Annotated in this window: 32 protein-coding genes; 10 read left to right on the top strand and 22 right to left on the bottom strand. The window is 62.2% G+C overall.

Features of this window, described 5'->3' with window-relative positions; translation table 11 throughout:
• Positions 1-66 precede the first annotated feature (66 nt).
• The 4 genes from LOY37_RS17650 to LOY37_RS17635 form a co-directional block, all read right to left on the bottom strand.
• Positions 67-1,455 (bottom strand): HAMP domain-containing sensor histidine kinase, encoded by a 1,389-nt coding sequence (locus LOY37_RS17650; RefSeq protein WP_045194693.1) that lies wholly within the window; start codon positions 1,453-1,455, stop codon positions 67-69.
• Positions 1,433-2,113 carry a response regulator transcription factor gene (locus tag LOY37_RS17645; RefSeq protein ID WP_045194691.1) on the bottom strand — a complete coding sequence of 227 codons (681 nt, stop codon included), beginning with the start codon at positions 2,111-2,113 and terminating at the stop codon, positions 1,433-1,435. Before LOY37_RS17645 ends, LOY37_RS17650 begins: the two co-directional genes overlap by 23 nt.
• Positions 2,114-2,251: 138 nt before the next feature.
• Positions 2,252-3,271 (bottom strand): branched-chain amino acid aminotransferase, encoded by a 1,020-nt coding sequence (locus tag LOY37_RS17640; RefSeq protein WP_093381010.1) that lies wholly within the window; start codon positions 3,269-3,271, stop codon positions 2,252-2,254.
• Positions 3,272-3,402: 131 nt separating this feature from the next.
• Positions 3,403-4,038 (bottom strand): LysE family translocator, encoded by a 636-nt coding sequence (locus LOY37_RS17635; protein WP_045194687.1) that lies wholly within the window; start codon positions 4,036-4,038, stop codon positions 3,403-3,405.
• 133 nt (positions 4,039-4,171) lie between these two features.
• On the opposite strand from LOY37_RS17635, the gene LOY37_RS17630 reads away from it, so the two are divergent.
• Entirely contained in the window at positions 4,172-4,672 is a 501-nt protein-coding gene (locus LOY37_RS17630) for an Lrp/AsnC family transcriptional regulator (RefSeq protein ID WP_045194685.1), read from the top strand.
• A gap of 193 nt (positions 4,673-4,865) precedes the next feature.
• A complete protein-coding gene (locus tag LOY37_RS17625; protein WP_258715412.1) occupies positions 4,866-5,396 on the top strand; it encodes a cysteine hydrolase family protein in 531 nt (176 codons plus the stop codon).
• Here LOY37_RS17625 and LOY37_RS17620 read toward each other — a convergent pair.
• The 14 genes from LOY37_RS17620 to LOY37_RS17555 form a co-directional block, all read right to left on the bottom strand.
• Positions 5,373-6,980 (bottom strand): ABC-F family ATP-binding cassette domain-containing protein, encoded by a 1,608-nt coding sequence (locus LOY37_RS17620; RefSeq protein ID WP_258715411.1) that lies wholly within the window; start codon positions 6,978-6,980, stop codon positions 5,373-5,375. The genes LOY37_RS17625 and LOY37_RS17620 overlap by 24 nt on opposite strands.
• 412 nt (positions 6,981-7,392) lie before the next feature.
• Positions 7,393-7,641, bottom strand: a complete 249-nt coding sequence (locus LOY37_RS17615) for a hypothetical protein (RefSeq protein ID WP_258715410.1) — start codon at positions 7,639-7,641, stop codon at positions 7,393-7,395.
• 8 nt (positions 7,642-7,649) lie between these two features.
• Positions 7,650-8,135 (bottom strand): hypothetical protein, encoded by a 486-nt coding sequence (locus tag LOY37_RS17610; protein WP_258715409.1) that lies wholly within the window; start codon positions 8,133-8,135, stop codon positions 7,650-7,652.
• Between the two features lie 156 nt (positions 8,136-8,291).
• Positions 8,292-8,534 (bottom strand): hypothetical protein, encoded by a 243-nt coding sequence (locus tag LOY37_RS17605; protein ID WP_195884633.1) that lies wholly within the window; start codon positions 8,532-8,534, stop codon positions 8,292-8,294.
• A 176-nt stretch (positions 8,535-8,710) separates the two neighbouring features.
• Positions 8,711-8,953 (bottom strand): hypothetical protein, encoded by a 243-nt coding sequence (locus LOY37_RS17600; RefSeq protein ID WP_123565505.1) that lies wholly within the window; start codon positions 8,951-8,953, stop codon positions 8,711-8,713.
• A 14-nt stretch (positions 8,954-8,967) separates the two neighbouring features.
• A complete protein-coding gene (locus LOY37_RS17595) occupies positions 8,968-9,213 on the bottom strand; it encodes a hypothetical protein (protein ID WP_258715408.1) in 246 nt (81 codons plus the stop codon).
• A gap of 68 nt (positions 9,214-9,281) precedes the next feature.
• Positions 9,282-9,521, bottom strand: a complete 240-nt coding sequence (locus LOY37_RS17590; protein ID WP_195884631.1) for a hypothetical protein — start codon at positions 9,519-9,521, stop codon at positions 9,282-9,284.
• Complete coding sequence (locus tag LOY37_RS17585) at positions 9,518-10,009, bottom strand: hypothetical protein (protein WP_258715407.1); 492 nt, start codon at positions 10,007-10,009, stop codon at positions 9,518-9,520. The genes LOY37_RS17590 and LOY37_RS17585 overlap by 4 nt, the downstream gene beginning before the upstream one ends.
• A gap of 148 nt (positions 10,010-10,157) precedes the next feature.
• Positions 10,158-10,400 (bottom strand): hypothetical protein, encoded by a 243-nt coding sequence (locus tag LOY37_RS17580; RefSeq protein WP_093381029.1) that lies wholly within the window; start codon positions 10,398-10,400, stop codon positions 10,158-10,160.
• 12 nt (positions 10,401-10,412) lie between these two features.
• Positions 10,413-10,892, bottom strand: coding sequence for a hypothetical protein (locus LOY37_RS17575; RefSeq protein ID WP_045194668.1), 480 nt, complete (start codon positions 10,890-10,892; stop codon positions 10,413-10,415).
• A gap of 118 nt (positions 10,893-11,010) precedes the next feature.
• Complete coding sequence (locus tag LOY37_RS17570) at positions 11,011-12,399, bottom strand: hypothetical protein (RefSeq protein WP_258715406.1); 1,389 nt, start codon at positions 12,397-12,399, stop codon at positions 11,011-11,013.
• A 21-nt stretch (positions 12,400-12,420) separates the two neighbouring features.
• Positions 12,421-13,278: an ammonia-dependent NAD(+) synthetase gene (gene nadE, locus LOY37_RS17565; protein ID WP_045194663.1), complete on the bottom strand. Its 858-nt coding sequence runs from the start codon at positions 13,276-13,278 to the stop codon at positions 12,421-12,423.
• A gap of 11 nt (positions 13,279-13,289) precedes the next feature.
• Positions 13,290-14,495 carry a nicotinate phosphoribosyltransferase gene (gene pncB / locus LOY37_RS17560; protein ID WP_045194661.1) on the bottom strand — a complete coding sequence of 402 codons (1,206 nt, stop codon included), beginning with the start codon at positions 14,493-14,495 and terminating at the stop codon, positions 13,290-13,292.
• Positions 14,496-14,497: 2 nt separating this feature from the next.
• Positions 14,498-15,142: a nicotinamidase gene (locus LOY37_RS17555; RefSeq protein WP_258715405.1), complete on the bottom strand. Its 645-nt coding sequence runs from the start codon at positions 15,140-15,142 to the stop codon at positions 14,498-14,500.
• A 99-nt stretch (positions 15,143-15,241) separates the two neighbouring features.
• On the opposite strand from LOY37_RS17555, the gene LOY37_RS17550 reads away from it, so the two are divergent.
• Genes LOY37_RS17550 through LOY37_RS17540 form a run of 3 tightly spaced genes read left to right on the top strand, consistent with a single transcriptional unit; the run spans position 15,242 to position 17,002 of the window.
• Positions 15,242-15,802, top strand: coding sequence for an adenylyltransferase/cytidyltransferase family protein (locus tag LOY37_RS17550; protein ID WP_258607477.1), 561 nt, complete (start codon positions 15,242-15,244; stop codon positions 15,800-15,802).
• Positions 15,799-16,509, top strand: coding sequence for an NrtR DNA-binding winged helix domain-containing protein (locus tag LOY37_RS17545; protein WP_093381042.1), 711 nt, complete (start codon positions 15,799-15,801; stop codon positions 16,507-16,509). The genes LOY37_RS17550 and LOY37_RS17545 overlap by 4 nt, the downstream gene beginning before the upstream one ends.
• Positions 16,510-16,534: 25 nt before the next feature.
• Complete coding sequence (locus tag LOY37_RS17540) at positions 16,535-17,002, top strand: GNAT family N-acetyltransferase (RefSeq protein WP_258715404.1); 468 nt, start codon at positions 16,535-16,537, stop codon at positions 17,000-17,002.
• Positions 17,003-17,164: 162 nt separating this feature from the next.
• On the opposite strand, the gene LOY37_RS17535 is transcribed toward LOY37_RS17540, so the two are convergent.
• On the bottom strand, positions 17,165-17,920 hold the full coding sequence (locus LOY37_RS17535) for a hypothetical protein (RefSeq protein ID WP_258715403.1): 756 nt from the start codon (positions 17,918-17,920) through the stop codon (positions 17,165-17,167).
• Here LOY37_RS17535 and LOY37_RS17530 point away from each other — a divergent pair.
• The gene (locus LOY37_RS17530; protein WP_258715402.1) at positions 17,913-18,701 is read left to right on the top strand and encodes a suppressor of fused domain protein; all 789 of its coding nucleotides are present in this window, start codon (positions 17,913-17,915) and stop codon (positions 18,699-18,701) included. The two genes, LOY37_RS17535 and LOY37_RS17530, sit on opposite strands and share 8 nt — an antisense overlap.
• A gap of 104 nt (positions 18,702-18,805) precedes the next feature.
• Here LOY37_RS17530 and LOY37_RS17525 read toward each other — a convergent pair whose 3' ends face one another.
• Both LOY37_RS17525 and LOY37_RS17520 read right to left on the bottom strand, forming a co-directional pair.
• Complete coding sequence (locus LOY37_RS17525; RefSeq protein WP_258715401.1) at positions 18,806-19,447, bottom strand: LysE family translocator; 642 nt, start codon at positions 19,445-19,447, stop codon at positions 18,806-18,808.
• A gap of 43 nt (positions 19,448-19,490) precedes the next feature.
• A complete protein-coding gene (locus LOY37_RS17520) occupies positions 19,491-20,363 on the bottom strand; it encodes a LysR family transcriptional regulator (protein ID WP_258715400.1) in 873 nt (290 codons plus the stop codon).
• A 132-nt stretch (positions 20,364-20,495) separates the two neighbouring features.
• Here LOY37_RS17520 and LOY37_RS17515 point away from each other — a divergent pair, with 132 nt between their 5' ends.
• Together LOY37_RS17515 and LOY37_RS17510 are read left to right on the top strand one after the other, a co-directional pair.
• Complete coding sequence (locus LOY37_RS17515; RefSeq protein WP_258715399.1) at positions 20,496-21,797, top strand: FAD-binding oxidoreductase; 1,302 nt, start codon at positions 20,496-20,498, stop codon at positions 21,795-21,797.
• Positions 21,798-21,843: 46 nt separating this feature from the next.
• The gene (locus LOY37_RS17510; protein ID WP_258715398.1) at positions 21,844-22,932 is read left to right on the top strand and encodes a polyamine ABC transporter substrate-binding protein; all 1,089 of its coding nucleotides are present in this window, start codon (positions 21,844-21,846) and stop codon (positions 22,930-22,932) included.
• A 15-nt stretch (positions 22,933-22,947) separates the two neighbouring features.
• On the opposite strand, the gene LOY37_RS17505 is transcribed toward LOY37_RS17510, so the two are convergent.
• Positions 22,948-24,006: an NAD(P)-dependent alcohol dehydrogenase gene (locus tag LOY37_RS17505; protein ID WP_258715397.1), complete on the bottom strand. Its 1,059-nt coding sequence runs from the start codon at positions 24,004-24,006 to the stop codon at positions 22,948-22,950.
• A 180-nt stretch (positions 24,007-24,186) separates the two neighbouring features.
• On the opposite strand from LOY37_RS17505, the gene LOY37_RS17500 reads away from it, so the two are divergent.
• Positions 24,187-25,539 carry a VWA domain-containing protein gene (locus LOY37_RS17500; protein WP_258715396.1) on the top strand — a complete coding sequence of 451 codons (1,353 nt, stop codon included), beginning with the start codon at positions 24,187-24,189 and terminating at the stop codon, positions 25,537-25,539.
• An 82-nt stretch (positions 25,540-25,621) separates the two neighbouring features.
• Positions 25,622-25,846: an MbtH family protein gene (locus tag LOY37_RS17495; RefSeq protein ID WP_038994517.1), complete on the top strand. Its 225-nt coding sequence runs from the start codon at positions 25,622-25,624 to the stop codon at positions 25,844-25,846.
• Positions 25,847-25,850: the final 4 nt, after the last annotated feature.

Here is a 25,850-nt window from a genome sequence, read left to right as displayed (position 1 = left end):
GGTCAAGCCCGCTCCCACAGAAGACTGCAATCCTCTGTGGGAGCGGGCTTGACCCGCGATGAGGCCCTAACTGACGACACCCGTCCTGCAGTGCAACACCAGTTTCGCCCCACCCAGCTCACTCTCGCCGACCTCCAGTTCAAAGCCATGCAGGTCAACGATCGCCGCCACAATCGACAGGCCCAGCCCGAACCCCGGGTGACGCTGGCCTTCCTCACTGCGATAAAAGCGCTTCAACACCGCCCCACGCTCGTCCACGGGAATTCCCGGGCCGCTGTCGTGCACCTCGATATGCAAGCCCTTGGCATCGCTCAACGCGCGCATCAGCACCTGGCCCTGGGCCGGGGTGAACTTGATCGCGTTGCCGACCAGGTTGGCCAGCGCCTCGAACAGCAACTCGCGATCACCGTGCAGCGCCGGCAATTGCTCGGGCATTTCCAGGGTTAGTCCAATCTCGCCGTCTTCGGCCAGCGGCAGGTAGAAGTCGTGCAGCTCCTGCAGCAGCCCGTGCGGGTCAAGCTCGACAAACCCGGCGCGGCGCTGGCGGTCTTCCAGCTCGCTGATGCGCAGCAACCCGCGAAAGCGCGCCATCAGCGTGTCGGTTTCGCCAATCGCCTGTTCCAGTGCTTCGGCCTGCGGCGAATCATCGCCGGCCTGCTGGCGGATGCGGTAGAGCTGGGCGCGCAGGCGGGTCAGCGGGGTGCGCAGGTCGTGGGCGATGTTGTCACAGACGCCTTTGACTTCATGCATCAGGCGCTCGATGCGGTCGAGCATGGCGTTGACGATGGCCGCCAGCATGTCCAGCTCGTCGCGCCGCGCCGACAACGGCAGGCGCCGGGTCAGGTCGCCGGAAACAATCTGCTCGGCGCTGGCCTGGATCGCGCGGATACGCTTGAGCGGCCTGCGCCGCAGCAGGTACCAGCCGGCAATGCCGGGAATGATGGTCAGCGACAGGCCCCAGAGCAGGGCGTGGAGGATGATCCGGGTGACCACGAACAGCGAACCGTTGTCGCGCACCAGCACCAGCCAGCGGCCATCGCGGACCTTGATCGCCACCGCATCGCAGCTGTCACGGGGCAGGTGCGGGTCGTCGGCGTCCAGGCAGCGGCTCAGTTCGTGGATCTTGCCGTCCAGGCCGAGCTCGGGCGGGATCTGGCGAACCTGCCCGCCGAGCGCATTGAACTGCGCGTCGAACAGCCCATAGGCATCAAAACTGCGCTCTTCGAAGGCCTGGCTGGCAATCAGCGCATCATCGAGCTGCTTGCCGCTCATGTGCGCGAACAGGTGCTGGCGCTGCAGCAGGGAGTGGCGGGTGAGCTTGTTCAGGTAGCCTGATACCTCGAAGTACAGCACCCCCATGAGGATGCTGCTCCAGGCCACGAACAGAAAGCTGTACAGCGCCAGCAGGCGGCTGGTGGACGAGCTCCAGCCCTTAGACGGGTTCGGCAATGGCATAGCCCGAGCCCCGCACGGTGCGAATCAGCGGCGTCTGGCCGGCGGCGTCGATCTTCTTGCGCAAGCGTCCGATGTGCACGTCGATCAGGTTGGTGCCCGGGTCGAAGTGATAGCCCCAGACTTCCTCGAAAATCATCATCCGGGTAATCACCTGGCCAGCGTGACGCATGAGAAATTCCAGCAGCTTGTACTCGGTGGGCAGCAGGTTGAGGGTCTGCTCGCCGCGCTTGGCCTCGTGGCTGATCAGGTCCAGCTCAAGGTCGGCAACCTGCAGGCGGGTCTGCGCCAGCGGCACGCTGTTGCGGCGCAACAGCACCTCGACGCGGGCGGCCATTTCATCGGAGGCGAACGGCTTGGTCAGGTAGTCATCACCGCCGGCGCGCAGGCCACGGACCCGTTCGTCGACATCCGAAAGGGCGCTGATCATCAGGATCGGCGTGGCGATCTTCAGGGTGCGCAGGGTGGTGACGATGGTCAGGCCGTCGACTTCCGGCAGCATCCGGTCCAGGGTGATTAGGTCGTAGCCACCGGCAATCGCCTTGGCCAGGCCTTCACGGCCGTTGTCGGCCCAATCCACTTCCAGGCCATGGCTGGAAAGCTCGGCGACGATCTCCTGGGCGGTGACAGCGTCGTCTTCGATAGTCAGTACGCGGGGCATGCTTTTACCTGGGCGGCGGGTAGAGACTTGATTGTGCCAAAGAATAGGCGGTGCCCGGGTTAAAGAAAAATTCATCTAGGGAGGAGAGCATCGCGGGTCAAGTCGGATCGCCTTGACCCGCGATGGCGGTTCAGCGCATCAGGCGACCTTGACGATCCAGCCCGCCGGGCCTTCGATGTCGCCGCTCTGGATACCGGTCAGCTCGTTGTAGAGCTTCTGGGTGACCGGGCCAACCTCGGTTTCGCTGTAGAACACGTGCAGCTTGTCGCCATACTGGATGCCGCCGATCGGGGTGATCACCGCGGCAGTACCGCAAGCGCCGGCTTCGACGAAGCGGTCCAGGTTGTTGATCAGCACGTCGCCTTCGATGACCTTCAGGCCCAGGCGCGATTGCGCCAGTTCCATCAGCGACAGGCGGGTGATGCCCGGCAGCACGGAGGCCGACTTCGGCGTGATGAACTCGTTGTTGGCGGTGATGCCGAAGAAGTTGGCCGAGCCGACCTCCTCGATCTTGGTGTGGGTCAGCGGGTCAAGGTAGATGCAGTCGGCAAAGCCGGCTTGCTTGGCCTTGTAGCCCGGTTGCAGGCTGGCCGCGTAGTTGCCGCCGACCTTGGCAGCGCCGGTGCCTTGTGGCGCGGCGCGGTCGTAGTCGGAAATCAGGAACTTGTGCGGGGTCATGCCGCCCTTGAAGTACGAGCCGACCGGGATGGCGAAGATCGAGAAGATGAACTCCGGCGCGGTCCGCACGCCGATGTTGTCGCCCACGCCGATGACGAACGGACGCAGGTACAGCGCACCTTTGCCATACGGCGGAATGAAACGCTCGTTGGCCTTGACCACTTGCTTGCAGGCGTCGATGAACTGTTCGGTCGGCACCTGCGGCATCAGCAGGCGGTCGCAGCTGCGCTGCATGCGCAGGGCGTTCTGGTCCGGGCGGAACAGGTTGATCGAGCCGTCCTTGCAGCGGTAGGCCTTCATCCCCTCGAAGCATTGCTGGCCATAATGCAGCGCGGTCGAGCCTTCGCTGATGTGCAGCTGGTTGTCTTCGGTCAGGGTGCCCTTGTCCCACTCGCCGTTACGGAAATAGGACAGGTAGCGCTTGTCGGTCTTGATGTAGTCGAAGCCCAGCTTGTCCCAGTTAATGCTTTCGTTACTCATGGCACCCTCGATTCGGTTGCAGATGCCTGCTCAGGCAGGCGGTTCTTATTGCGCACTCGGCCACGATAATACATCCCGTGCAGATCGGGAACGCCCAGTCATAGATTGGACCTTGGTCGCAGTGAAAATCTTCAGCCACCGAGCTGGCGCAGCAGTGCCAGACGCATGCCGAAGCCGATCAGCAGGGTGCCGAACACGCGGTTCTGCAGTTTCTGCTTCCAGGGGCTGGCGGCCAGCCAGCGCCCCAGGCGATCGCCACTCAGGGCATAGAGCCCGTCAAAGCCCAGGCCGACCACCACCAGCACCGTGCCGAGCACGGCAAACTGCTGGCCGACCGCAGCGCCGTGCGGGTCGATGAACTGCGGCAACAGCACCGAGCAGAACAGCAGCGCCTTGGGGTTGAGCAGGTTGGTCAACAGGCCCTGGCGCAATGCCGCCTGCCAGTGCCCGCGCTGCTGCACCCCGCTGTGACGTGGCGGCAGCGGCGCAACCGGGGCGCAGAGTAATTGCCAGCCGAGCCAGGCCAGGTAAATACCGCCGGCAATGCTCAGCAGGTCAAACGCCCAGGGGTGGCTGCGTAGCAGGGCGGCCAGGCCCAGTGCCGCCAGGCTTACGTGCGCCGCGCGGGCCAGGGCCAGGCCCAAGGCGGTCACCAGGGCCTGGCGCTTGCCCTGGCTGGCGCCGGTATTAAGCAGCAGGAACATGTCCGGGCCGGGCACCAGGTAGACCACCAGCAAGGCGGCGCAAAACAGGCTGTATTGAGACATGACGGGCTCCTGCGCACATAACGGGACGAGAAAATTCTAAGCGCGAAAGGCCTGGCAGGTGCTTGCGATTGTTGCGTGTTTGCCCGGGTGTATTGCTATAAACTGCCACGATCTACCGTTCAGAATTAAGATCATGCCAAAACTCACCCTCGACGCTTTTGATCGCAAGATTCTCGAAGCTTTGCAGCGCAATGCCCGCCTGAGCAATGTCGAGCTGGCTGAAGCCATTGGCCTGTCGCCGTCGCCGTGCCTGCGCCGGGTGCGTCTGCTGGAAGAGGCGGGGCTGATCAAGGGCTACGCCGCGCAACTGGACCGCGATGAAGTCGGCCTGGGCCTGACCGTGTTCGTCGGGGTCAAGGTCGAGCGCCACCACGAGCCAGCCGCCCAGGCCTTTCAGCAGGCGGTGCTGGCGCTACCGCAGGTAATTGCCGCGCACCTGGTGTCCGGCGAGTCGGACTTCCTTTTGCAAGTGGTGGTGCCGGACCTGCGCAGCTACGAGCGCTTTCTCATCGACACCTTGCTCAAATTGCCCGGCGTCAGCGATATCCGCAGCAACTTCGCCATCCAGACCGTCAAGGCGCACGGCCCGTTGCCGCTGGATCACCTGGGCCTGGCCGAGGAAAACAAGCGTTGACCGCTGCTTGGCCCGGGCGCATTATCGAGCTATGAAGATTTGCCTGCTGACCTCGTCGCGTACCACTACCACCGCTATACGCGGGGCGGGTACGGCTGCTTAACCTTAGGCAGCAGGTAATCCAAGGCCCCGCCAGCAATGGACGGGGCCTTGTCTTTTCTCCGTCCGGCTGGCCAATCACACGGAGATGAAGATGCAAGCAAAACGCGCACTGCTGGTCCTGGATATGCAAGTGGGTTTGTTCCATGGCCCCGAACAGCCCTGGCAGGGTGAGCAGGTGCTCAACCGGATCAACAGCCTGATTGGCGCTGCGCATAACGCCCAGGCACCGGTTTTTGCGGTTCGCCACACCGGCCCCGAAGGTTCGCCGATTGCCGCAGGCAGCCCCGCGTGGCAGTTGTTGCCGGCCCTGGCGATTGATCCCGCGCGCGACACGGTCTTCGATAAAACCCGCCCCAGTGCCTTCTTTGCCACCTCGCTGGCCGATCAGCTGCGCGAAGCCGCTATCGATGAACTGGTCATCGTCGGCCTCAAGACCCAGTACTGCGTCGACACCAACTGCCGGGTTGCCCGCGAGCTTGGCTTCAAGGTCGTGCTGGTCAGCGATGCTCACACCTGCATGGACACCCCAGGCTTGCCCGCCGAGGCGATCATCGCCCACCACAACCTGACCCTGGGCGGCGCCTTTTCACGCCTGCAATCAAGCGCGGATGTGCAGTTCTGAGCCTTTGTCCAGCTGCAGGTAGCCGTCCAGCGCCAGTTGCTGCATGAACACCCGGTCGTGGGACGCAACCAGCAAGGTCCCGCGATACTGGCGCAGCATGGCTTCAAGGGCGGCGAGGGAGGGCAGGTCGAGGTGGTTGCTCGGCTCGTCGAGCAACAGCAGGCCCACCGGGGTGTCGCGGTACAGCACCCCGGCCAGGGTTGCCTTGAGCCGTTCGCCGCCGCTGAGCACGCCGCTGGGCAAACTGATGCGCTCGGCGCCCAGGCCCAGTTGCGCCAGGCGCGTACGCAGCAGGCTCTCGTCCGGGTTGGCGCTGGCGCTGCGCAGGTAATCGAGCACCGATTGCCCGGCGGGCAGCAGGCTGCAGTGCTGGTCGAGCAAGGCGACTTCGCTGCGTACTTCACACGTCCCCGCGGCCGGCGCCAATTGCCCGGCCAGTACCTTGAGCAAGGTGGATTTACCGCTGCCATTGGCGCCGACCAGGCCCAGGCGTTCGCCGCTATACAGGTTGAGATTGACCAGGCCTTGGTGGGCGAAGGGCAATTGCAGGTCTTGAAGTACGACTACCTGACTGCCGCTCGGTTGTAGCGGCGCGGGCGCATGGATCACGATCGGGCTGGCAGATTCAACCTGCTGCGCCGCATCGCGCACCTGTGCGTTAAGCGCCTGGCGCGCCGCCTGATGATCACGCTGCTGTTTGCCGGCAGTGGTTTCGCTGCGTTGCTGCTGGCGGTCGAGAAGGATCTTCGCCTGATTGGCCGAACGCGCAGCCTTGCTGGCGCGCGACTGCTGGCGCTGCCGGCGCTCGCGCTGTTGCTGTAGCTCGCGGGCCTGGCGCTGGCGTTCGAGCTTGAGGCGTTCCAGGGTACGTTCGGCCTGCTCGGTCTGCGCGCTTTTGCACTGGGCATAGAAGCTGTAATTGCCGCCGTAGCTGCTCAGGCCCAGGGGCGAGAGTTCGACGATGCGCTCCATGCGCTCAAGCAGCGCGCGGTCATGACTGATCACCAACAGGCCCTTGTTCCAGCCCTCGAGCAGGGTCATCAGCGCCTCCCGGCTGGTGGCGTCCAGATGGTTGCTGGGTTCGTCGAGGATCAGGTAATCGGCATCACTGACAAAGGCCCCGAGCAGCGCCACGCGCATCGCCTGGCCGCCGCTCAGCGCCGCTGCACAGTGCGCCCAGTTCAGTTGCCCCAGGCCATGCAGATCAAGCTGCGCCTGCAGGCGTTCGCGAATGTCCCAGCGCTCGCCGACGCAATCGAAGTCCGCGTCTTGGGTGCTGCCGGCCTCGATGCGCAGCAAGGCATCGATCACCTCGCGTACCTGAGCCAGGTCCGCCACCGTGGCATCGGCATCGGCCAGATGCTGACCCACATAGTGCACCCGGCCACGACGCAAACAGCGGCCTTCGCTGGGCGGCAAGCGCCCGGCCAAAACTTGCGCCAGCAACGACTTGCCCACGCCATTGCGACCGACCAGGCCGGTACGGCGCTGGTCGAAAGTCTCGACAAGATCGGAAAACAACAACCTGCCATCCGGCAAGGCCAGGGTGACGCTGTCCAGCGTCAGGATCGACGTATTCGTCATGCAAAACTCCAAGAAATGCCCGCGACGTCCCCCAAAAAGGGGCTGAAGACTGGCCGTCGCAAAGACGGCGGCATTAATGGCGCATTGGACGAATACCTCGGGGAGATGGCGGAGGGGACAGCTTAGGGTGCAGAGCGGTGCGGGTAAAGAGCCATTTAGTCCAGGTGGTCAAACCTGCGACGCCTGAAGAATAAACTGGAGCCGGAACCTGAGATGAGCAATGACACCAGCCAGATGTCCAGTCCGTACCAGTACGTGTCAGGGAATGCGAACATGCCATAGATACCGGCTCCCCAAAGCGAAATCCCCAGCCACTTTCTGATCGGGTAGGGTTTCAGGCAGTGGTCCACCACGGACATCAGGATCATTGCAAAGCACATTTGTGTAATTGCAGACATAGCGTATGCCCTGCTCAGGCCCAGCGTTCGGGATTGAATCGGTGGCGCCTGAAGAACAGCTCCAGCCCACCGACAACGGCAAAGAGTGAAACGAGGTGCAAGTCAAAGCCAAGCCAATGGCTTTCGGTCAGCGTTAACCTGCCAAGCAAGCCGCCACCCAGGCAGGTAAGACCGAGCCATTTTCGTGGCTTGTAGGGCTTGATCAGACGGTCTATGAGGATGAAAAACGCCAGGACGAGGAAGAATTGATTGGACTCTGACATGGTATTTTTCAGCCTCGACTTTCGATGATCATTGAGGAAACTGAACGTTGAGGGCCAAAGCCGCCACTGACCGAAGCTTGGAGGCTGACGATGACATCTCCAGCATGGTAGGTGGGTAAGCGGCCTTTTATGAAGTCGCCTGATTCAGAGTTGGTAGCTTTTCCAAACAATGGATTGCTCAGCCAAGTGGTTAAGCCACCAAAGCCTGAGGCTAAAGTAGTTATCACTGTGTGACGTTGGTCGTTCAACCTATCTGCCTGCTGACGGCTCAACGCTCGAGAAACAGCGACTTTCATCTCGCAAGCTCGATTTTCGGCCTGCATTCTGTCGTATAGCGCCACGAGCATTGTGTTGACTTGGTAGTGCGCCCCCTTCGCCTCGCTGATATGCAACTCGCGCAGCCTCGCGCGATCCTCCGGCAGGACCACAATTTGCGAGACGTGGAAAACGATGCCGAAGTTGCCGGCGTACTCATAGGTTTTTTCGATCTGCACAACAACTTTCCCTGTGTAATACAGACGCGCCAGGCGCACCTCATCGACGTGCAGGGAAAGATGCCCAAATCAACTTCGGGCGTATGTCGTACTACTCCGACATCAAGGTAGGACCGATCCCAAATTAGCGGATGACGGTCTGTCGAAGAGGTTCATTCATTCGTCGGGTTGAAACTTGCGGCGTCCCTTAACCAGAGTCATGCCCGCGAACAATACGAACAAAGGGAACAGTTTCAGATTCAACTCATGCCAATAGAGGCCGCCGGGCACAAATTGCAACGTAACGGCGGCTGTCATCAGCGCCAGGCCCAGCCATTTGCGGAGTAAATAGGGTTTCAGGCAGTGATCCATAAATGCAATCAGGATCAGTGCGTAGCACAGCTGGGTAACGTCAGACATGGGCAGCACTCAAGCGTCCTCATCGAATCGGTTGCGCCTGAAGAGCAACTCCAAGCTAGCAATCATACCGACGCCAAACAATACGACGCCACAACGTTTTCTTAGCCGATAAGGCTTGATGAGGAAATACAGGAGGTAAAACACAACCAGAAGGATGGTGTATTGAAGATACTCACTCATTCGTCAGGTTGAAACTTGCGGCGTCCGATGATCAGCGTCGTACCTGCGCAGAACACGAGTATTGGCACTAGGAACAGATCCATTGCCTCCCAATAGCTGCCACCCGGTTTGAACAGTAAAGTAATACCGGCGGCCCATAGGAACAACCCTAGCCATTTACGAATCAGGTAGGGCTTCAGGCAGTGATCCAGAAAGGCGATGAGGATCAACGCGTAACATAGCTGGGTAACTTCAGACATGATGTGTGCTCTGCTCAGTCATCGTCTTCGTGGCGGTTGCGTCTGAAGAACAACTCAAGTCCTCCGACAATTGCAAAAAGCGAAACCAGATACAGATCAAAGCCGCCCCAGTAACTTTTTTCGCTCAGCGTGACTCTACCCAACAGGCCGCCCAGCAAGAATATCAAGCTTAGCCATTTTCGTAGCTTGGAGGGTTTGAGCAGGCGCTCAATCAGTGCGAAGAATACGAAGGCGATAAAAAATTGACCGAATTCCATCATGTGTTTCAGCCTTGATTCTTGATGGTCACTGAGGAAGTTGTTCGTTGGGTCCGATGAGGTCAATTAAGTCAACCCTGTTCGAGATACTTGCGTCGCGTCATGAAGAGCGCGCCGCCGGCTCCTGATATGCAGATGGCGATGAATTCGATATCCAATGAACCTGCCCGGGTAGGGAGCAGGTAGCTGGCAATCGTGCCGCCGAAAAACAGTACGATGCCACAGCGCTTTCGTAGACGATAAGGTTTGACTAAGAAGTACAGCAGGTAAAATAGCGTCAAGAGGATTGTGTACTGAAGATACTCATTCATGGGGCCAGACCTGCGGTCGGTATGATTATCGAGTCAGTTGAAAATTGTGGACCGATGCCCCCGTCGACACGAGCCTCAATGCTTATGATCAGGTCCCCTGTGTGATAGGTACGTAATGAGCCGCTTACAAAAAAACGGGTCAAGATTGCCACCGGAATGGTGAAAGCGGGTCCGGCAAGCATTGCAAACCTGCTGGCGCTGGAACTAGAAGCGTTGGAAATTTGGTGACGTTGTTCGTTAAGGATATCGCCCTGCACGCGAGTCAGTGGTCTTGAAATTCTAATGGTCATGGTGCAGGCGCGACTACGTGCTTGCATCCTGTCATAAATCGCGACTGTTCTTTGAACAACTTCATAGTTCCCGTTTTTCGCTTCGGGAAAGTGAAGTTCTCGCAGCTGTCCGCGATCGCCCTCCGTAACAACGAACTTGGAAACATGGAAAACTATTCCGTGAGGACCGGCGTACTCATAAATTTTTTCGATCTGCACAACAACCTTCCCTGTGTAATACAGACGCGCCAGGCGCACCTCATCGACGTGCAGGGAAAGATGCCCAAATCAACTTCGGGCGTATGCCATATTGTTCCGACATAAAGGTAGGACCGATCCCAAATTAGCGATCAGCCTCAGGAAACGCTCAGCCAACCGGCGCAAACCGACGACGTTTGAGGAACAGCCCTACACCCAGGGCGACGGCGAAGATCGACAGCAGCCCAAGGTCAGCCCCCAGCAGGCGGGCCTGGCTTGCCGCTACGCAGCCGACCGCGCCAGCGGCCACCAGCGCCAGGCCCAGCCACTTGCGCAGCGGGTAGGGCTTGAGAAAGCGATCGAGCAAAAAGAACAGCACCAGGGCCAGAACCAGCTGGGTAATCTCGGACATGTGCGGCTCCACTCAGGTCTTGATGATCAGGGTCGAAATGGTGCTTTGCGGGCCGATGCCGCCGTTGACCCGCGCTTCAATGCTGACCAGCACGTCGCCGGCATGGTAGGTGGGCAGGATTTCGTTGGCGTACATGCGCACACCGGCACCCACCGGGACGCCGACATAGGGCGAGGCGACGGAACTGGCGGCGCCGGCGAAGGCCGAGGCGGCGAGGTTGGCGACCTTGGTGCGCTGGGCATTGAGCACGTCGCCCTGCTGGCGGGTCAACGGCTTGGAGATGCCGATCATCATGGTGCACGGCAGGTTCTTGGCGAGCATCTTGTCGTAGACCTCGACCACCTTGCTGTTCACTTCATAGTGAGCGCTTTTCGCTTCGCCAAAATGCAGCTCGCGCAGGCGCCCGCGTTCGCTGTCGGTGAGGGTGATCTGCGAGACGTTAAAGACGATCCCGTGTTGGCCCATGTATTGGAAAGTCCCTTCGAACTTCATTGCACGCATCCTTTCGAGGCAAAGGCGGCGATTCTGTACAAGGATCGCCGTCGGTGCAAATCATTGTGCCAGGGTTGTGATCAACTCGTGGCTTGGAGTTGAGAGGGCCCCAACGGGTTCACTTCACCGTTTGCAGACGCAGGTCGCTGTAGTAAAAGGCGTTCTTGTCGGTGCTGGCATTGAAGAAGTAGCCGTAGTCTTCCAGGTAGAACAGGTGATTCACGCGTTTGTACTCGTCACCCTTTACGCTGCAGTCGAGTGCCTTGGCATTGCCACTCAAGCTGGCGTTGAGGGTGTTGGCCGGCAGTTGCTGTTGCACGGTGCACTCGGTGATCTTCAGATCCTTGTCGTACTGGCCAATCACGCTGTTGTTGGTCACACCTTGCTGTGAATAGCTGAGTTTGCTGCCCACCGCCATGGTCTTCCAGTCACCCTTGAAGCTCAGGCTGGTCAGCGCGCTGCTTTCACTCATGCCGGTAAAGTCGCTTTTACTTACCAGCGGGATCAATCCGCGCCAGGTGACCTTTTGCGCCTCATAGCCTTTGCCACGCAGGATCAGCACCTGCTGCCGGCTGTTGGCATCGACGGAGAGAAAGTGCTCTTCGCGCATGGGCGACGTCTTGCCTTTCATGGTCGAGGTGCCGACGGTTTCCAGGTAGCTGAGCGGTTGAATCGGCTTGGGCAGTTGCAGGCGCTCGAGGGCGACCATCACCGACGGGCTGACCGGCGGCATCACCCCGGTGACGATCGGTGCCTTGAAGCGCGGGCTGAACGGCGCCAGTTGCGCGAGTTTGTCCGGCGTTGCGCAGGCCAGATCGTACAGCGCCTGGTAATCGGCGTTGCTGCCAGCCACAGGCGCCGGCTTGGGCAGTGACGGGACCATGCCGTCGGTGACCCGGTTGTCGGCATCGACATCGTAGCCGGCCAGCAGGGTGTAGGTGCCGGTGCTGCAGTTGAAGCGGTGATGCTCACGCTTTTGCGCGTAGGGGGCGTTGTACGGCAGGTCGAGGAGGATGCTCGGCTGGTCGAAGGCGGCCCACAGGCTGACCTCGTCGCCGATTTTGGCGATGCTGTTGCGCTCGACCAGCACCCATGGCTCGCCCTCTTCACCTTTAAGCTTGCGCCAGTCGGGCTTTGCTTGAGCCTTGCAGGCCTGGGCGAAGCTGGGGTTATTCAGCAGGGTGGCATGGTAGCGCGCCGGCATCGGCTGCGGTGGGGCATAGCCGCTGGTGCTTTTGAAGTAGGCACGCTGGTCGGCGTCCAGGTACATGATCGCCACGTTCGGCTCGATGCACGAGGCTTCGAGCTGGAAACTGCGATCACTCAGGCCGTTGTTGGCCGGTACCTTGATCTGGAAACTCAGCACATCGCCTTGGCGATACAAACTGTTGGCCGACAGCGGCTGGGCGAGCATGTTGCCGATGTACTGGTCGAGGCTGTCCTTGGAAGGCGTCGCGCAGCCCGTGAGGGTCGCGGCTGCCAGTGTGGTGACGATCAGACGTTGCACAACAAGCTCCGGTGAGTCCATTCAAGGTGGCGGCATTGTAGCGAAACTTGTCTTGGGTGCCTTGGGCAATTCGCGCTTGTGCCGGGTCTTGTCGTAGGCACTGATGATGGTTGTGGCCACGGCGTCATCGACCTCTTCGCCGTGCAAAAAGGCATCGATCTGCGCGTAGCTGACGCCGTAGACCTGCTCGTCGGCCAGGCCCGGGCGTAGCTCTTCAAGGTCGGCGGTCGGCACCTTGTGCACCAGGTGTTCAGGCGCACCGAGGGCGGCGGCGATGGCCCGCACCTGGCCCTTGCCCAGCCCGCTCAACGGCGCCAGGTCGCAGGCGCCGTCACCGAACTTGGTGAAAAACCCCATCACCGCTTCGGCGCCATGGTCGGTGCCGATCACCAGGCCATGGCGGGCATTGGCCAGGGTGTACTGAGCGAGCATGCGCAGGCGTGCCTTGACGTTGCCGAGGACAAAATCCCGCTGGCTGTCAGCCAGTGTGGCCAGTTGCGGCAGTTGCCCGGCCAGGCCCTGAACGCCATCGGCAATGTTCACCGTCACGCACTCATCGGCGCCGACAAAGGCCAGGGCCGCCTGGGCATCGGGCTCGTCATGCTGGGTGTTGTGCGGCAGGCGCATGGCGATGAAGCGGTAGCCGTTGTCGGCCTGTTCGCTGCGCAATTGCTCGACCGCCAACTGCGCCAGGCGCCCGGCGGTGGAGGAGTCGACGCCGCCACTGATGCCCAGCACCAGCACTTTCAGGCGCGCTTCGAGCAGGGTCTGCTTGATGAAGTCGATGCGCTGGCGGATCTCACTCGCCACTGCAGCACCGTCTGCGAAGGGCGCCACCACGCCCAGGGCTTGGGCAATCTCGATCTGACGACTGTTCATGTGCAGCTCCTTCACTGGCCTTCGACCTTGAACACGTGCTTGAGGTAGCTGACGAAGTTCTCGTCGCGGCATTGGGTCTTGCCCGGGCTGTCGGAGATCTTCGCCACCGGCGCGCCGTTGCAGGCGGTCATCTTGATCACGATGTTCATCGGCTCAACACCTGGAATGTCGCAGGTCAGGTTGGTGCCGATGCCGAAGCTGACGTTGATCCGCGGGCTGAGCTCGCGGTACAGGTGCAGGGTCTTGGCGAAGTTCAGGCCATCGGAAAACACCAGGGTCTTGCTCTTGGGGTCGATACCGAGTTTTTCGTAGTGGGCGATGGCCTTATTGGCCCAGAGCAACGGGTCGCCGGAGTCGTGGCGCAGGCCGTCGAACAGCTTGGCAAAGTACAGGTCGCAGTCCTTGAGGAAGGCGTCCATGCCGATGCAATCGGTCAGGGCGATGCCCAGCAACCCACGGTATTCCTTGACCCAGCATTCCAGCGCGGCGACCTGGCTGTCGATCAGCCGCGGGCCCAGTTGCTGGTGGGCCATGAACCATTCGTGGGCCATGGTGCCGATCGGCTTGATGTCCAGCTCGCGGGCCAGGTGCACGTTGCTGGTGCCGACAAAACGCCCCGGGAAGTCCTGCTTGAGGGTGTGTACCACGTGCTCCTGGACCCGGTAGGAAAAGCGCCGGCGGGTGCCGAAGTCGGCCAGTTGCAGGCCGGCCAGTTCTGCTGGCGAAGCCTCGGCCTTGAGCCAGTCGAGTTTCTGGTACAGGCGCTCGCCGACCTGCTCCATCACCACTTCGCGGTAGCGGTAGCGGTTGCGCACCTCCGAGACGATTGCCAGCAACGGGATCTCGTAGAGGATCACGTGCAGCCAGGGGCCGCGCAGGCGGATTGCCAGTTGTCCGGCGTCATCGATGCCAACGTGCACGTAGCGCAGGTTGAAGCGGAACAGGCTGAGAAAGCGGATGAAGTCCGGCTTGATGAAGGGGATGCGCCCCAGGTACGCCAGTTGATCCTGAGTGATCGAGACCTCGGCCAGTTGCTCGATCTGGTAGCGGATCTCGGCCAGGTACGGGGTCAGGTCTTCGCTGTTGCGGCAGCGGAACTCCCATTCCACCTCGGCGTTGGGGTAGTTGTGCAGTACCGCCTGCATCATGGTGATTTTGTAGAAGTCGGTGTCCAGCAGGTTCTGGATGATGCTTGGGCCGAAGACGCTCTCGCTCATGTTCATGCTCCCTTGAATGCGTTCAGTTGCTGGTCGAGGCTGGCGAGGTCGGCGCAGGCGATCACGCCGTGCCCGGTCATCTCGGCCAGGGCCTCGGCGCCGCCCTGGGCGCAAATCGCCCGGCACGCCGGTTGGTAGAGAAACACCTGCAAGCCTGCAGCCTGCAATTGCAGGGCGGTGTTCTTGACGCAGAAATCCAGGGCCAGGCCGCCGACGATCACCGCCTGCACGCCGTGCACCTTGAGGTACTCGATGACTCCGGTGGAGCGGCGGTTGGCCAGGTCGTGGTAGCAGGCGCCGTAAGGGTGCAGGTCGGGCTCGATGCCTTTCCAGACGAAAAAGTCGTAGTCGATCGGCGCGGGCAGGCCGGCCAGCAGCTCGAAGCCCGGGGTGCCCGGTACGCAGTGGCTGACCCAGGTCAGGTCGGCGTTGGCCATGCCCAGCGGCTGCAGCATCTCGGCGTGGCTGCCGACCACCCAGGCGGCTTTTGGCGTGTGCGCATCCTTGCTGCCGATGCGCAGGCTGGCGCGTTCGGCCATGGCGTTGAGGGCCGGGGCGATCTCGGCGCCGCCGGGTACCGGTAACTCATGGGGGGCGTTGTCGGTGAAGCCGTTCTGGGCGTCGACATCGAAGCTGGCGATTTTCATGCGGTGCCTCCTGCGCTGGGTGTGGACACATAATTCACTAGGTGTAATATGTATGTCAACCGCTTTTTCTTTTTCACAAGCAATCATGGTGGATATAGTATGCATAGTGAAATATATGAGTCGGCTCCGGTGCGGTTTCGCCTGGCGGTCTACGGTGGGGCCTTTGACCCGCCGCACCCCGGGCATTTGAGCGTGATCACCCGGGCGCTGCAGTGGGCCGAGCAGGTGCTCGTGGTGCCCAGTTACCGGCATGCCCATGGCAAGCGCATGGTCGACTTCGACCTGCGCTGGCGCTGGTTGCAGCGGCTGATCGCGCGCCTGGATAACCCGCGGGTCAGTTGCTCGGCGGTGGAGCGAGAGCTGGGCGGCGAGGGCGGGGCGGTGTACAGCTATGATGTGCTCTGTGCCTTGAGCGAGCGCAGCGGTATTGCCCGCGCTGATATTGCCCTGGTCATCGGCGAGGATAACCAGGCCAATGTCGCGGGCTTTTACCGAGGCCAGGAACTGCTGGCGGACTTCGGCCTGCTGGTAGCCGAGGAGCAACTGGGCGTGCACAGCTCGGCGATCCGCGCCGGCCTGCGCAGTGGCCAGGCGCTGCCGGCGGCCTGGTGCCTGGCCGACATCGTTGACGAGTTTGAGGTGTATAGGAGTCCACAGTGAGTGCTGCAGAAGTACTGGCCAGCGTCGACATCGTCGCGTTGCGCCTGCATCCCGAAAGCAAACAGCTGCAAGTGTTGCTGTACCGGCGCGAGCGCGCGCCCCACGAAGGTGAATGGGCGCTGCCGGGGGTGATCGTCAACGGCCGCACCCCGGACAACACCCTGGCGGCCGCGGCTGACCGGGCGATGAGCGAAAAAGCGCGGATTTTGCCGCGTCACCTGGAGCAGGTGGGCACCGAAGGCAACGCCTTTCGCGACCCGCGCGGCTGGTCGATGAGCACCTACTACCTGGCCTTGCTGGGCCCGCAGGTCGAGGCCGGCAGCGAGCAGCTGTGCTTTGTCGACGTCGCCAGCGTCATCGGCCGCAAGCGGGTACTGCCGTTCGACCACAACCTGCTGGTGCAACTGGCCTGCGAGCGCCTGGCCTCCAAGGCGGTGTACACCAACCTGCCGCTGTACCTGGCGCCGGAGCGCTTCACCGTGCTCGATGCCTTGAACGCGGTGCAGGCTTGCCTGGGTCACCCGGTCAACAACACCTCCCTGCGCAAGCGCCTGGAGCGCATGAAGGACGAAGGCTGGATTCGCGACACCGGCGAAAAGAACTTCCCGAAAATGGGCCGGCCGCAGCAACTGTTCGAACACACGCCAAAAGCCGAGACGCCGTTCGTGTTTGACCGTAGCCTGTTGCCCGAGCGCTCTGGCGCCTGAGCCAAAACACAAAAAAGGACATCACATGCCGAACCTGGAATGGCTTGAACAGCACTTGCAGCACTGCGACGCCTTCGCTGAACGGCTGTACCGGCAGTTCAGCTACGAATACGCCGGTATCCCGCTCAAGCAATGGCAGCGCGAGTTTGCCGAGGGCCAGCGCAATGGCGACTGGCAATGCCTGGTGGCGCTGCACGATGGCCACTTGCTCGGTGGCGCCGCGCTGGCCCGCGACGACTTGCCCGGGCGCCCGGAGCTTGGGCCCTGGCTTGCGTGTGTGCTGGTTGAACCGCAAGCGCGCGGGCAAGGCCTGGCGGAAAAACTGATTGAAGGAATCTGCCAGCAGGCCCGGGAGCGCGGCGTGGCCACCCTGTACCTGCACACCCATGACCAGAGCGCGTACTACGCCAAACGCGGCTGGAGCGTGCGCGAGCAGTTCGAGGCGTGGGGCAAGGCGCAGTGGTTGATGTCGCGGGAGTTGCTTGGCCAGTAGGCCCTTAGGCTTTGTACGAAAAGTGCCTGCGCGACGATCATGCTGCGTTGAAAACAGGCTCGGAATGCTCATTTACAACTCGTAAAGTCGTGCGCGACCCCGGCCGTTCCTCGCCTGTTTTCGCCTTGCCTGATCGCCGCTCGGCGACTTTTCGTACAAACCTTAGCTTCGCAGGTAGTTGTCGTGTAGGTCTTTGAGTGGCCGAGCAGCCTTCAGCGCCTGCTCAACCGCCATGAGCTCCCGACCTTCCAGCGTGCGCCGGCCAAACGAATAGAAAGCGCCGCCCGGGTCGACATGCGCCGAGAACAGCCCGAAAACCTCATCGCCTGTCGCCTCGAGCAGCAGCTCCATATGTGCTTCAAACGGCGTGCAGGCACTCAGGTAGGTCAGCCCCCCGACCACCGCGCAGGCACTCCAGCAGGCTTCCTCCAGGGCAAAGATCTGCGCCTCCTCGCCAGCGACTTGCTGTAGTGCCCAGGCGCTCTGCTCGTGTGGCAGCGACCTGAGCATGGGCAGTAGTTGCTCGCTACCAAGGATGTCGAGTTCATGGCTGTCGCCCCTGCTGCAGAGCACCTTTGCCTTGAGCAAGTAGCTCTGGGCAATTTCCGAAGGCTGTTCGCTCCAGCCATTGACGGCGGACAGCGGCGGGCACCATAGCAGTTGCACGGTCTCGCCAGCCTGCACAGCATCGTGCCGGTCGAACTGCGCCCAGGTCTTGTCGCCGGCTTTCGGCACAAGGGCCTGCAGGTCGAGGGTCGGCGCGCTGTAGTCAATGCCGGGCACGTTGCGCCAGCTTGAGGGCCAGCAGGTTTTCAGCGCAGGAGGCATCAGATCGGTTTGCTGGTTGGCCAAGGGTAGTACGGATGCTAGTGAGTGGTTAGCATTGCTGTCCACTTCGCAAGGATCGCCGATGAACATCTTCAAAAAACTGCTCGACGCATTTAAACAGCCAGCGTCCCAGGAAACTCCGCCAATCCTGCAAGCTGAAGCCGACAACCAGGCCGCCAGGCTTGCCAGCGAAGCCTGCCTGGATCGTCACTGGAGCAGTGTCGGCACAGTGGAGCGCGATGTCCTGGCCTACCTCATCAGCCCCAGCTTTGCCGGTGGCCCGCACTGGCCCTCGACCCGCCAGGCCTACCGCGTGGTGCGCCGTGGCGACTCGATCATCCTGGCAACCGAAGGCTTGTCCGACCCGTTCGACGATGACCAGGGGCAGGGCAATGGTTTCGAGATGGAGTTGTTCGTCGAAACCCCGGACATTCCCGAACATGCCCGTGGGCCGTTGGGCGAAGTCGACCCGTTCAAGCGCAGCTGGGCCTTCGAGCTGATCGAGAACATCGCCAAGACCGTGGCCGATGCCGGTGGCATTACCCAGCAGTTGGAGCGCTACGGCGCGCTGTCCCTGGAACTGCCCGGGTTCAGTGAATCGCACCACATAGCCAGTCAGGTGCCCAAACACTTCGTCACCGACGACGACAGCATCGGCGTACTGTTGGGCGGCCCGGCGCCAGACTTCCCGACCCGCCTTCAAGACATGCCGCTATCGCCCGTCACCTTGGTACCGGTGGTGCTGATCACCGCGGCGGAGCTTGAATACATCCGCGCCGGCGGCGGCGCGGCTCGTGCCGATCTGGTCAGCCGCCTACAGGCGGGCGGAGTGGGGCATGTCAGCAGCCTGCAGCGCGCCAGCGTGGTGTGATGCGGCCGCTTCAGTCAACACATCAATTATTGCCCGACTTGCGACCGCTACGCGTTCGATCGCTGGCAAGGCCAGCGCCCACAAGGTTTACGCCGCTCTGCGGATCAAGCGCCCTGACGGCGCATGGTCAGAATCGCCGCGCCAAAGCAGATAAACGTCGAACCCACCACCCGGCTGACCCAGCGTGAGAACGCCGGCCGGGTCAGGACGCCCTTGGCCCGCGAGGCGAGGGCGGCGTACAGGCTTAGCGAGGTCAGCGACAAGGCCATGAAGATCGCCGTAAGGATCAGGAACTGCGGCAGCAGCGCGGCGCTCTGGTCGATGAACTGCGGGAACAGCGCGGTGAAGAACATCGTTGCCTTGGGGTTGGTGGCAGCGGTGAGGAACGCCGATTTGTACAGCTTCAAGCGCGATGGCTTGACCTGTTCCTGGCCTGCGGTAACGTCGCTCGCCAGCATCGGGCTCTTTTTCATCAGCTGTTTGGCACCGAGGTAGAACAGGTAGCCGGCGCCGAGGATCTTCACCGCGTTGAACAGCCATTCGGAGCTGGCCAGCAGGGCACCGAGGCCGAGCATGGCCGCCGCCGACAGGCAGAACAGCCCGCTGGCATTGCCCAGCGAAGACCACACCGCGAAACGCGGCCCATAGGCCAGGCTGTTGTTGATCGCCATCAGCGTGGCGGGGCCAGGGCTGGCGATGGCAATCGCGGCAACCAGGGTGAAGGCAAGCAGTGCGTGAAGATCCATTTTCAGGCTCTAGAAGGTGGAGTAGGCACAGAATGTAACAGGATCAGCCACCGCTCTGCTCGGCAAACCACTGCATCACCAGCGCACACGCCGGATGCCCGGCCCCTGCCGCCTGCAGGCACAACGAATAGACCCCGCCGGTTTTCAGCGGCTGGCCGAACGGCACGACCAGCACGCCACGATCGATCGACTCCTGCGCCAGGGTCAGGTCGGTCATCGCCACCCCCAGGCCACGCGCTGCCGCATCCAGGGCCAGTTCGTCGAGGTTGAAGGGCAGGTGCCGGTAATCCGCCAGCGCCTTGTTACCCCGCGCCGCTAGCCATTGGCTCCAGGTCTGCTGGTCGGTGGAGCCATGGAGCAAGGCGAAGCGCTTCAGGCCGGCCTCTGAGCCCAGCCCCATGCCGGGTTTGCACACCGGCACCAGGGTTTCCTCGAACAGCGTCGAGCAGGCCGGATCGCTGGACGGCGCCGGCAGGTAAACGATGTAGGCATCGCTGTCACTGCCCGGCTCGACAAGCTCCGTGGCCACGGTCTCGATCGACAGCGAGATGTCCGGGTGCAAGCGATAGAACTCGTTGAGCCGCGGCAGCAACCAGCGCACCGCCAGCGACACATGCATGCGGATGCGGAACGGGCGCTGTTGCGGCGACAGGCGTTGTTCAAGGCTTTGCAGTTGCTCAAGAATGCTCCGCGCGCTGGCCAGCACCTGCTCGCCCTCGGCGGTGAGCTGCAGGCTGCGGCTGCTGCGCACGAACATGGCCACGCCAAAGTGGCTCTCCAGCAACTGGATCTTGCGGCTCACCGCGCTCTGGGTCAGGCACAGGCGGTGCGCGGCCTGGGTGAAGCTGCCGGCATCGGCAACGGCGACCAGCGCCTGCAGGGCTTGCAGCGAAGGCAGGTGGCGAACTTTATCCATGCGTTTTTCGAATGCCCCGATGAATTTATAACGTTGGTTGAATCGGCACAGACCTTTTAAATTCTGGCCATGGCAACCGCCACCAGCATAAAGCGTCCATGCGCTGTGTGCATACAGGTCGAGAGGTGATGCATGAAAAACCAATGTGGCTGGATTGCCCTGGCGGGTAGTTCACCGGCACGCGCTCGCCTGAGCGGCGCACAAAAAGCCGACTGGCTGGTGATCGGCGCCGGCATCACCGGGCTCAGCGCCGCCCATGCCCTGGCCGAGATGCACCCGCAGGCGCGGGTTGTCGTGGTCGATCGCCAGAGCGCTGCGCAAGGCGCGTCGGCGCGCAATTCCGGTTTTGTCGTCGCCCATGAGCACCCGGCAGACAGCGAACTGCTGGGGCGCCCGGGCTTTGCCGACTACGAAATCGACACCACGATCGGCCAGGCCGCCAGCAACGAAGTGCGCCAGCGCATCGCGCGCCACAACATCGACTGCGAGTTTCGTGACGACGGCTACTTTTTTGCGGTCAACGACCCAGACAAACTCAGCCAGGTCGAAGCCAAGCTGGCAACCCTGCGTGCCGTGGGTGCCGAGGCGCAGTTCCTGCAAGGCGCGGCGCTCAAGCACAGGCTTGGTAGCGGTCATTACCAGGCAGCGATCTGGTGCGCCAACGGCAATGCCTTGCTGCAACCGGCCAAGTACGTGAAAGGCTTGCTCGATGCGTTGCCAGCCAGTGTCACGCTGTACGAAGACACCGATATCAGCGGCCTTGAGCGCCTCGGCCAGGGCGGGATTCGCGCCAATACTGCCGATGGCAGTATCGAAGCCAAGCAGGTGCTGGTGTGCCTGAACGCTTTTATCCCGCGTGCCGGCATCGATCACAGCGCCACCTTTGCCATGGAGCTCAGCGCCAGCCTCACCCGGCCGATGACCGACGCCGAGTTCCGCGCCATCGGCAACGTCGAGCCCTGGGGCGTGCTCTCGACCCGGCCGCTGGGCGCCACAGTACGCCTGACTCCGGACCGTCGGGTGATGATCCGCAACACTGCCGAATACCGTGCCCGCGACCTCAACCCGAGTGAACTGGCCCAGCGTCAGCGGCACCACCTGCGCGGCCTGCAGCGGCGCTTTCCGTGGTTTGGCGCCGAAGATATCCAGTTCACTTGGAGCGGCCACCTCAGCGCCTCGCGCTCCGGCCAGCCGTATTTCGCCCGGGTCGAGGAGGGCGTGTTTGCCGTGGCCGGCTGCAATGGTTCGGGTGTCGCCCGCGGCACCCTGTGGGGGCGCTTGCTGGCAGAGCTTGCCAGCGGCCAAAGCTCACCGCTGCTGACCTCGGTCATGGCCCGCGCACAACCCGGCTGGCTGCCGCCCAAGCCGCTGCTCGACATCGGTGCCATGCTGCGTATGCGCGTGGAAGCGCTGCGAGCCAGAACCGAAATCTGACCCACCTAGCCCAACAAAAACAAAGCTCGCCAAAAGGTGATTGATCATGCCATTCAAAGCCCTGCCCCTGGTTGCCTTGCTCGCCACCTGTGCCACTGCCGCCCAGGCGGTAGAAGAAGTGAACATCTCCAACTGGAACGGCTACATCGCCGACGACACCTTGCCCAGCTTCACCAAGGCGACCGGTATCAAGGCCACCTACGACATTCATGACAGCAACGAGGTGCTCGAGTCCAAGCTGATGACCGGCAACACCGGCTATGACGTGGTCAGCCCCTCCAACCACTTCATGTCGCGGCTGATCAAGGCCGGGGCGATCCAGCCGCTGGACCGCAGCCAGTTGCCCAACTGGCAGAATCTCGACCCGCTGCTGATGAAAAAGCTCGAGGTCAACGACCCGGGCAACCAGTATGGATTCCCCTATATGTGGGGCACCGCCGGCATTGGCTACAACGTCGAGAAGATCAAGGCGATCTTCGGCAGTACCGACGTCACCCGTTCGTGGAAGCTGTTGTTTGACGTTGAGAACATTAAGAAGCTCAGCCAGTGCGGCGTGGCGATCATCGACAACCCGACGCAGATCCTGCCGATCACCCTCAACTACCTGGGCCTGCCGCACCACAGCCACACGCCTGCGCACTACAAGCAGGCCGAACAGGCGCTGCTGAAGATCCGCCCCTATGTGCAGTACTTTCATGCCTCCAAGTACATCAGTGACCTGGCCAACGGCAATATCTGCGCGGTGATCGGCTTCAACGGTGACGTGGTCCAGGCCGCGGCCAGCGCCAGGGAAGCCAACAATGGCATCGAGATCGCCTATTCGATCCCGCAGGAGGGCTCGACCCTGTGGATGGACATGCTGGTCATCCCCAAAAACGCGCCCCATGAGAAAAACGCCTACGCCTACCTCAACTACCTGCTCGACCCGCAGGTGATCGCCAACGTCAGCAACAGCATCCACTACGCCAACCCTAACAGCGCGGCGGATGCGTTCCTGGCGCCGGCGGTCAAGGACGATGCGGCGATCTATCCACCCAAGCGCGTGATGGAAAAACTCTTCACCGTTGAAGACCTGCCGCCGGCCATCGCCCGCCTGAGCACGCGGCTGTGGACCAGGCTCAAGTCCAACACCTGAGCCCTCGAGGCGCTGTCAGGTCTTGGCAGGCGCCTGCAATGAGTCCATATCGATGACGAAGCGGTAGCGCACATCGGAGCGCTCCATGCGCTCGAAGGCCTCGTTGATCTGCTCCATGCGGATCATTTCGCAGTCGGGCAGGATGTTCTTCTTGGCGCAGAAGTCGAGCATCTCCTGGGTCTGGGCAATCCCGCCAATCGGCGAGCCGGCCAGGCGCCGGCGGCCGAGGATCAAGGGTACGGTCTGTTGCTCATCGATCGGCCCGACCTGGCCGACGATCACCAGGGTGGCGTCGATGTCGAGCAAGGCCATGTAGGGCGAAACGTCGTGGCGCACCGGGATGGTGTCGATGATCAGGTCGAAGCTTGAACGGGCGCTGGCCATGGCCTTGGCGTCGGAGGACACCAGCAGCTTGTCGGCACCCAGGGCCAGGGCGTCAGCGAGCTTGTCGGCGCTGCGGCTGACCACGGTGACATCGGCGCCCATGCCAGCAGCCAGTTTCACCGCCATATGGCCCAGGCCGCCCAGGCCCAGCACCGCCACCCGGCTGCCGGGGCCGACATTCCAGGTGCGCAGCGGCGAGTAGGTGGTGATCCCGGCGCACAGCAGCGGCGCCGCCTTGGCCAGGTCCAGGCCTTCGGGCACGCGCAGGACGAATTCCTCGCGCACCACAAGGTGCTTGGAGTAACCGCCGTAGGTCGGCGCCCTGGTTATGCGGTCCAGGCCATTGTAGGTCTGGGTGTTGGTCTCGCGGCACAGTTGTTCTTCACCCTTGCGGCATTGGTCGCACTGCTGGCAGGAGTCGACCATGCACCCCACCGCCACGGCGTCGCCGACCTTGTAGCGTTTCACCTCGCTGCCGATTGCCGTGACCCGGCCGACGATCTCGTGCCCGGGCACGATCGGGTAGCGGCTGATGCCCCAGTCGTCGCGGGCCTGGTGCAGGTCGGAGTGGCACACCCCGCAGTAGAGGATCTCCATGGCTACGTCGTTGGCGCGCAGCTCGCGGCGTTCGAACGGGAAGGGGGCGAGGGGCGCGTCGGGCCGTTGCGCTGCATATCCGATGGTGTACATAGGCACCTCTGAAGGTTGCGGACGGAGGGCAAGCTCAGCGCTTCAATATAGCTACCCGGGCGACTTTTGCCGGCCGTAGCCTCAGGCGACCAATGGTGGCGTTATGTCAGTTAAGCGGTTTGACAGGGTATTCACCGTGGCTATGATCCAGAAACAGCCCATGAGCAGGGAGCACAGGGCATGAGCACCGTTTCAGTTGTGCCGATCATCGATATATCGGAAAGCATGAGCCAATATGGGCACGTCGAGCAGGCGCTGATCGACACCCAGGCGTTCCTGCGCTTGCACAAGGCCGGCGACAAGCTCGCGGTGGTCGCCTGTGACCACAAAGCGCGCACAGTGTTCACCGGCAACGGCGGCCTGGCCACGGTCGACCCGCTGCTCAACATCACCGCCAGCGCTGCCACTGCGGTCGCCGGGCTGGCCTTTGACGGGCTGTCCAGCGCCATCGGCCTGGGCTTGCAGCACAGTCGCAGTTTTCTCGACGCCTCGCGGCTGTCCCGCGCCTGCGTGCTGCTCAGCGACGGCCAGCATAACGACGGGCCGTCACCGCTGGAGGTGCTGCCGATCTATCCGGTGATGGCCTGCGCCCTCGGCCCACAGGCAGACCAACACCTGTTGCAGCAGATTGCCCAGCGCACCGGGGGCCGCTACTTCTATGCGCCGCGGGCAGTAGATTTGATGAAGGTCTACAACCAGATCCGCGCCTCCAGTGCCAGGGCGGCGCTACTGAACAACCAGTTGTGCGATATCGCCCAGCATGGCTACCAGTTGATTCCGGTGGTGATCGGCCAGCGCCCGGGGGCTGCGCAATTGTCGCTGGTGTGGTCGCGCCGCGAAGTCAGCTATACCAGCGCCAGCCCGCGCGGCAATCAGCTCTCAGTAAGCCTGGTCGACCCCAGCGGCGCCGTCAGCCCGCGGGCGCCGAGCATCATCGGTGCCGGTTTTGTCATCTTCAATATTCCCCAGCCGGCACCGGGGCAATGGTACCTGCAGGTCGAGTTCGCCGGCAGCGGGCAATCGATCAGTTGCACCGCCGGGGCGTTGCAGCACGGGGCAACGGTGCGCAGCGGCCTGGCCGACATCCGCCTGAGCGTGGAGATGGCCGCGCGGCACACGGCCGGCCAGCCGCTGCCGCTGACGGTGCACCTGGAGGCCGGTGGCGAAGTGCTCAGCAATGTCCGCGCCCATGCCATCGTGCAGGGGCCGACCATCAGCCTGGCCGACGCCCTGATCAAATACGACGACCAGCTCTACACCGTGCAGGCGCTGCCGTTCGACCGCGCCCAGGGCATCGCCGAACCCCTGGCGCGCCTGGCTGCACTGCGTCATACCTTGCTGCCGGAACTGGACATCCTCGCCCATCAGGAACGGGTGGTGCACCTGGGCAGCGGCGCCGGTCAACTCGGTACCTGGCTCGACACTCCGGTGCCGGGCTCCTACAGCGTGCAGGTGGTGGTCAGCGGCGAAAGCCAGGCTTCGGGACCGTTCCAGCGTTGTGAGCTGGTCAGTGTGCTGGTGACCGCGGATTAATTTATTGCACCTGTCGTTCGTTCTCTTGAAAGCCACCGTTCGCCATTGGCGTGACGGGCCCAATCAATCGAGGAGACAGGCAATGACATCGGTATTCGACCGCGAAGACATCGTGTTCCAGGTGGTGGTCAACCACGAAGAGCAGTATTCGATCTGGCCCGACTACAAGGCGATCCCGGCGGGCTGGCGGACCGTGGGCAAAAGCGGCCTGAAAAAAGAATGCCTGGCCTACATCGACGAAGTCTGGACCGATATGCGTCCTTTGAGCCTGCGCCAGAAGATGGCCGAAACCGCTGCGGCGCAGTAAGGGG

The organism is Pseudomonas sp. B21-012 (genome assembly GCF_024749305.1).
Lineage (GTDB): Bacteria > Pseudomonadota > Gammaproteobacteria > Pseudomonadales > Pseudomonadaceae > Aquipseudomonas.
This window is presented reverse-complemented; position numbering and strand designations above follow the sequence as displayed.

Bases quoted from the DNA above. Each gene is read 5' to 3' on its own strand.
- LOY37_RS17650 (WP_045194693.1), bottom strand. From the start codon at position 1,455: ATGCCATTGCCGAACCCGTCTAAGGGCTGGAGCTCGTCCACCAGCCGC.
- LOY37_RS17645 (WP_045194691.1), bottom strand. From the start codon at position 2,113: ATGCCCCGCGTACTGACTATCGAAGACGACGCTGTCACCGCCCAGGAG.
- LOY37_RS17640 (WP_093381010.1), bottom strand. From the start codon at position 3,271: ATGAGTAACGAAAGCATTAACTGGGACAAGCTGGGCTTCGACTACATC.
- LOY37_RS17635 (WP_045194687.1), bottom strand. From the start codon at position 4,038: ATGTCTCAATACAGCCTGTTTTGCGCCGCCTTGCTGGTGGTCTACCTG.
- LOY37_RS17630 (WP_045194685.1), top strand. From the start codon at position 4,172: ATGCCAAAACTCACCCTCGACGCTTTTGATCGCAAGATTCTCGAAGCT.
- LOY37_RS17625 (WP_258715412.1), top strand. From the start codon at position 4,866: ATGCAAGCAAAACGCGCACTGCTGGTCCTGGATATGCAAGTGGGTTTG.
- LOY37_RS17620 (WP_258715411.1), bottom strand. From the start codon at position 6,980: ATGACGAATACGTCGATCCTGACGCTGGACAGCGTCACCCTGGCCTTG.
- LOY37_RS17615 (WP_258715410.1), bottom strand. From the start codon at position 7,641: ATGTCAGAGTCCAATCAATTCTTCCTCGTCCTGGCGTTTTTCATCCTC.
- LOY37_RS17605 (WP_195884633.1), bottom strand. From the start codon at position 8,534: ATGTCTGACGTTACCCAGCTGTGCTACGCACTGATCCTGATTGCATTT.
- LOY37_RS17600 (WP_123565505.1), bottom strand. From the start codon at position 8,953: ATGTCTGAAGTTACCCAGCTATGTTACGCGTTGATCCTCATCGCCTTT.
- LOY37_RS17595 (WP_258715408.1), bottom strand. From the start codon at position 9,213: ATGATGGAATTCGGTCAATTTTTTATCGCCTTCGTATTCTTCGCACTG.
- LOY37_RS17590 (WP_195884631.1), bottom strand. From the start codon at position 9,521: ATGAATGAGTATCTTCAGTACACAATCCTCTTGACGCTATTTTACCTG.
- LOY37_RS17580 (WP_093381029.1), bottom strand. From the start codon at position 10,400: ATGTCCGAGATTACCCAGCTGGTTCTGGCCCTGGTGCTGTTCTTTTTG.
- LOY37_RS17575 (WP_045194668.1), bottom strand. From the start codon at position 10,892: ATGAAGTTCGAAGGGACTTTCCAATACATGGGCCAACACGGGATCGTC.
- nadE (WP_045194663.1), bottom strand. From the start codon at position 13,278: ATGAACAGTCGTCAGATCGAGATTGCCCAAGCCCTGGGCGTGGTGGCG.
- pncB (WP_045194661.1), bottom strand. From the start codon at position 14,495: ATGAGCGAGAGCGTCTTCGGCCCAAGCATCATCCAGAACCTGCTGGAC.
- LOY37_RS17555 (WP_258715405.1), bottom strand. From the start codon at position 15,142: ATGAAAATCGCCAGCTTCGATGTCGACGCCCAGAACGGCTTCACCGAC.
- LOY37_RS17550 (WP_258607477.1), top strand. From the start codon at position 15,242: ATGCATAGTGAAATATATGAGTCGGCTCCGGTGCGGTTTCGCCTGGCG.
- LOY37_RS17540 (WP_258715404.1), top strand. From the start codon at position 16,535: ATGCCGAACCTGGAATGGCTTGAACAGCACTTGCAGCACTGCGACGCC.
- LOY37_RS17530 (WP_258715402.1), top strand. From the start codon at position 17,913: ATGAACATCTTCAAAAAACTGCTCGACGCATTTAAACAGCCAGCGTCC.
- LOY37_RS17535 (WP_258715403.1), bottom strand. From the start codon at position 17,920: ATGTTCATCGGCGATCCTTGCGAAGTGGACAGCAATGCTAACCACTCA.
- LOY37_RS17525 (WP_258715401.1), bottom strand. From the start codon at position 19,447: ATGGATCTTCACGCACTGCTTGCCTTCACCCTGGTTGCCGCGATTGCC.
- LOY37_RS17520 (WP_258715400.1), bottom strand. From the start codon at position 20,363: ATGGATAAAGTTCGCCACCTGCCTTCGCTGCAAGCCCTGCAGGCGCTG.
- LOY37_RS17515 (WP_258715399.1), top strand. From the start codon at position 20,496: ATGAAAAACCAATGTGGCTGGATTGCCCTGGCGGGTAGTTCACCGGCA.
- LOY37_RS17510 (WP_258715398.1), top strand. From the start codon at position 21,844: ATGCCATTCAAAGCCCTGCCCCTGGTTGCCTTGCTCGCCACCTGTGCC.
- LOY37_RS17505 (WP_258715397.1), bottom strand. From the start codon at position 24,006: ATGTACACCATCGGATATGCAGCGCAACGGCCCGACGCGCCCCTCGCC.
- LOY37_RS17500 (WP_258715396.1), top strand. From the start codon at position 24,187: ATGAGCACCGTTTCAGTTGTGCCGATCATCGATATATCGGAAAGCATG.
- LOY37_RS17495 (WP_038994517.1), top strand. From the start codon at position 25,622: ATGACATCGGTATTCGACCGCGAAGACATCGTGTTCCAGGTGGTGGTC.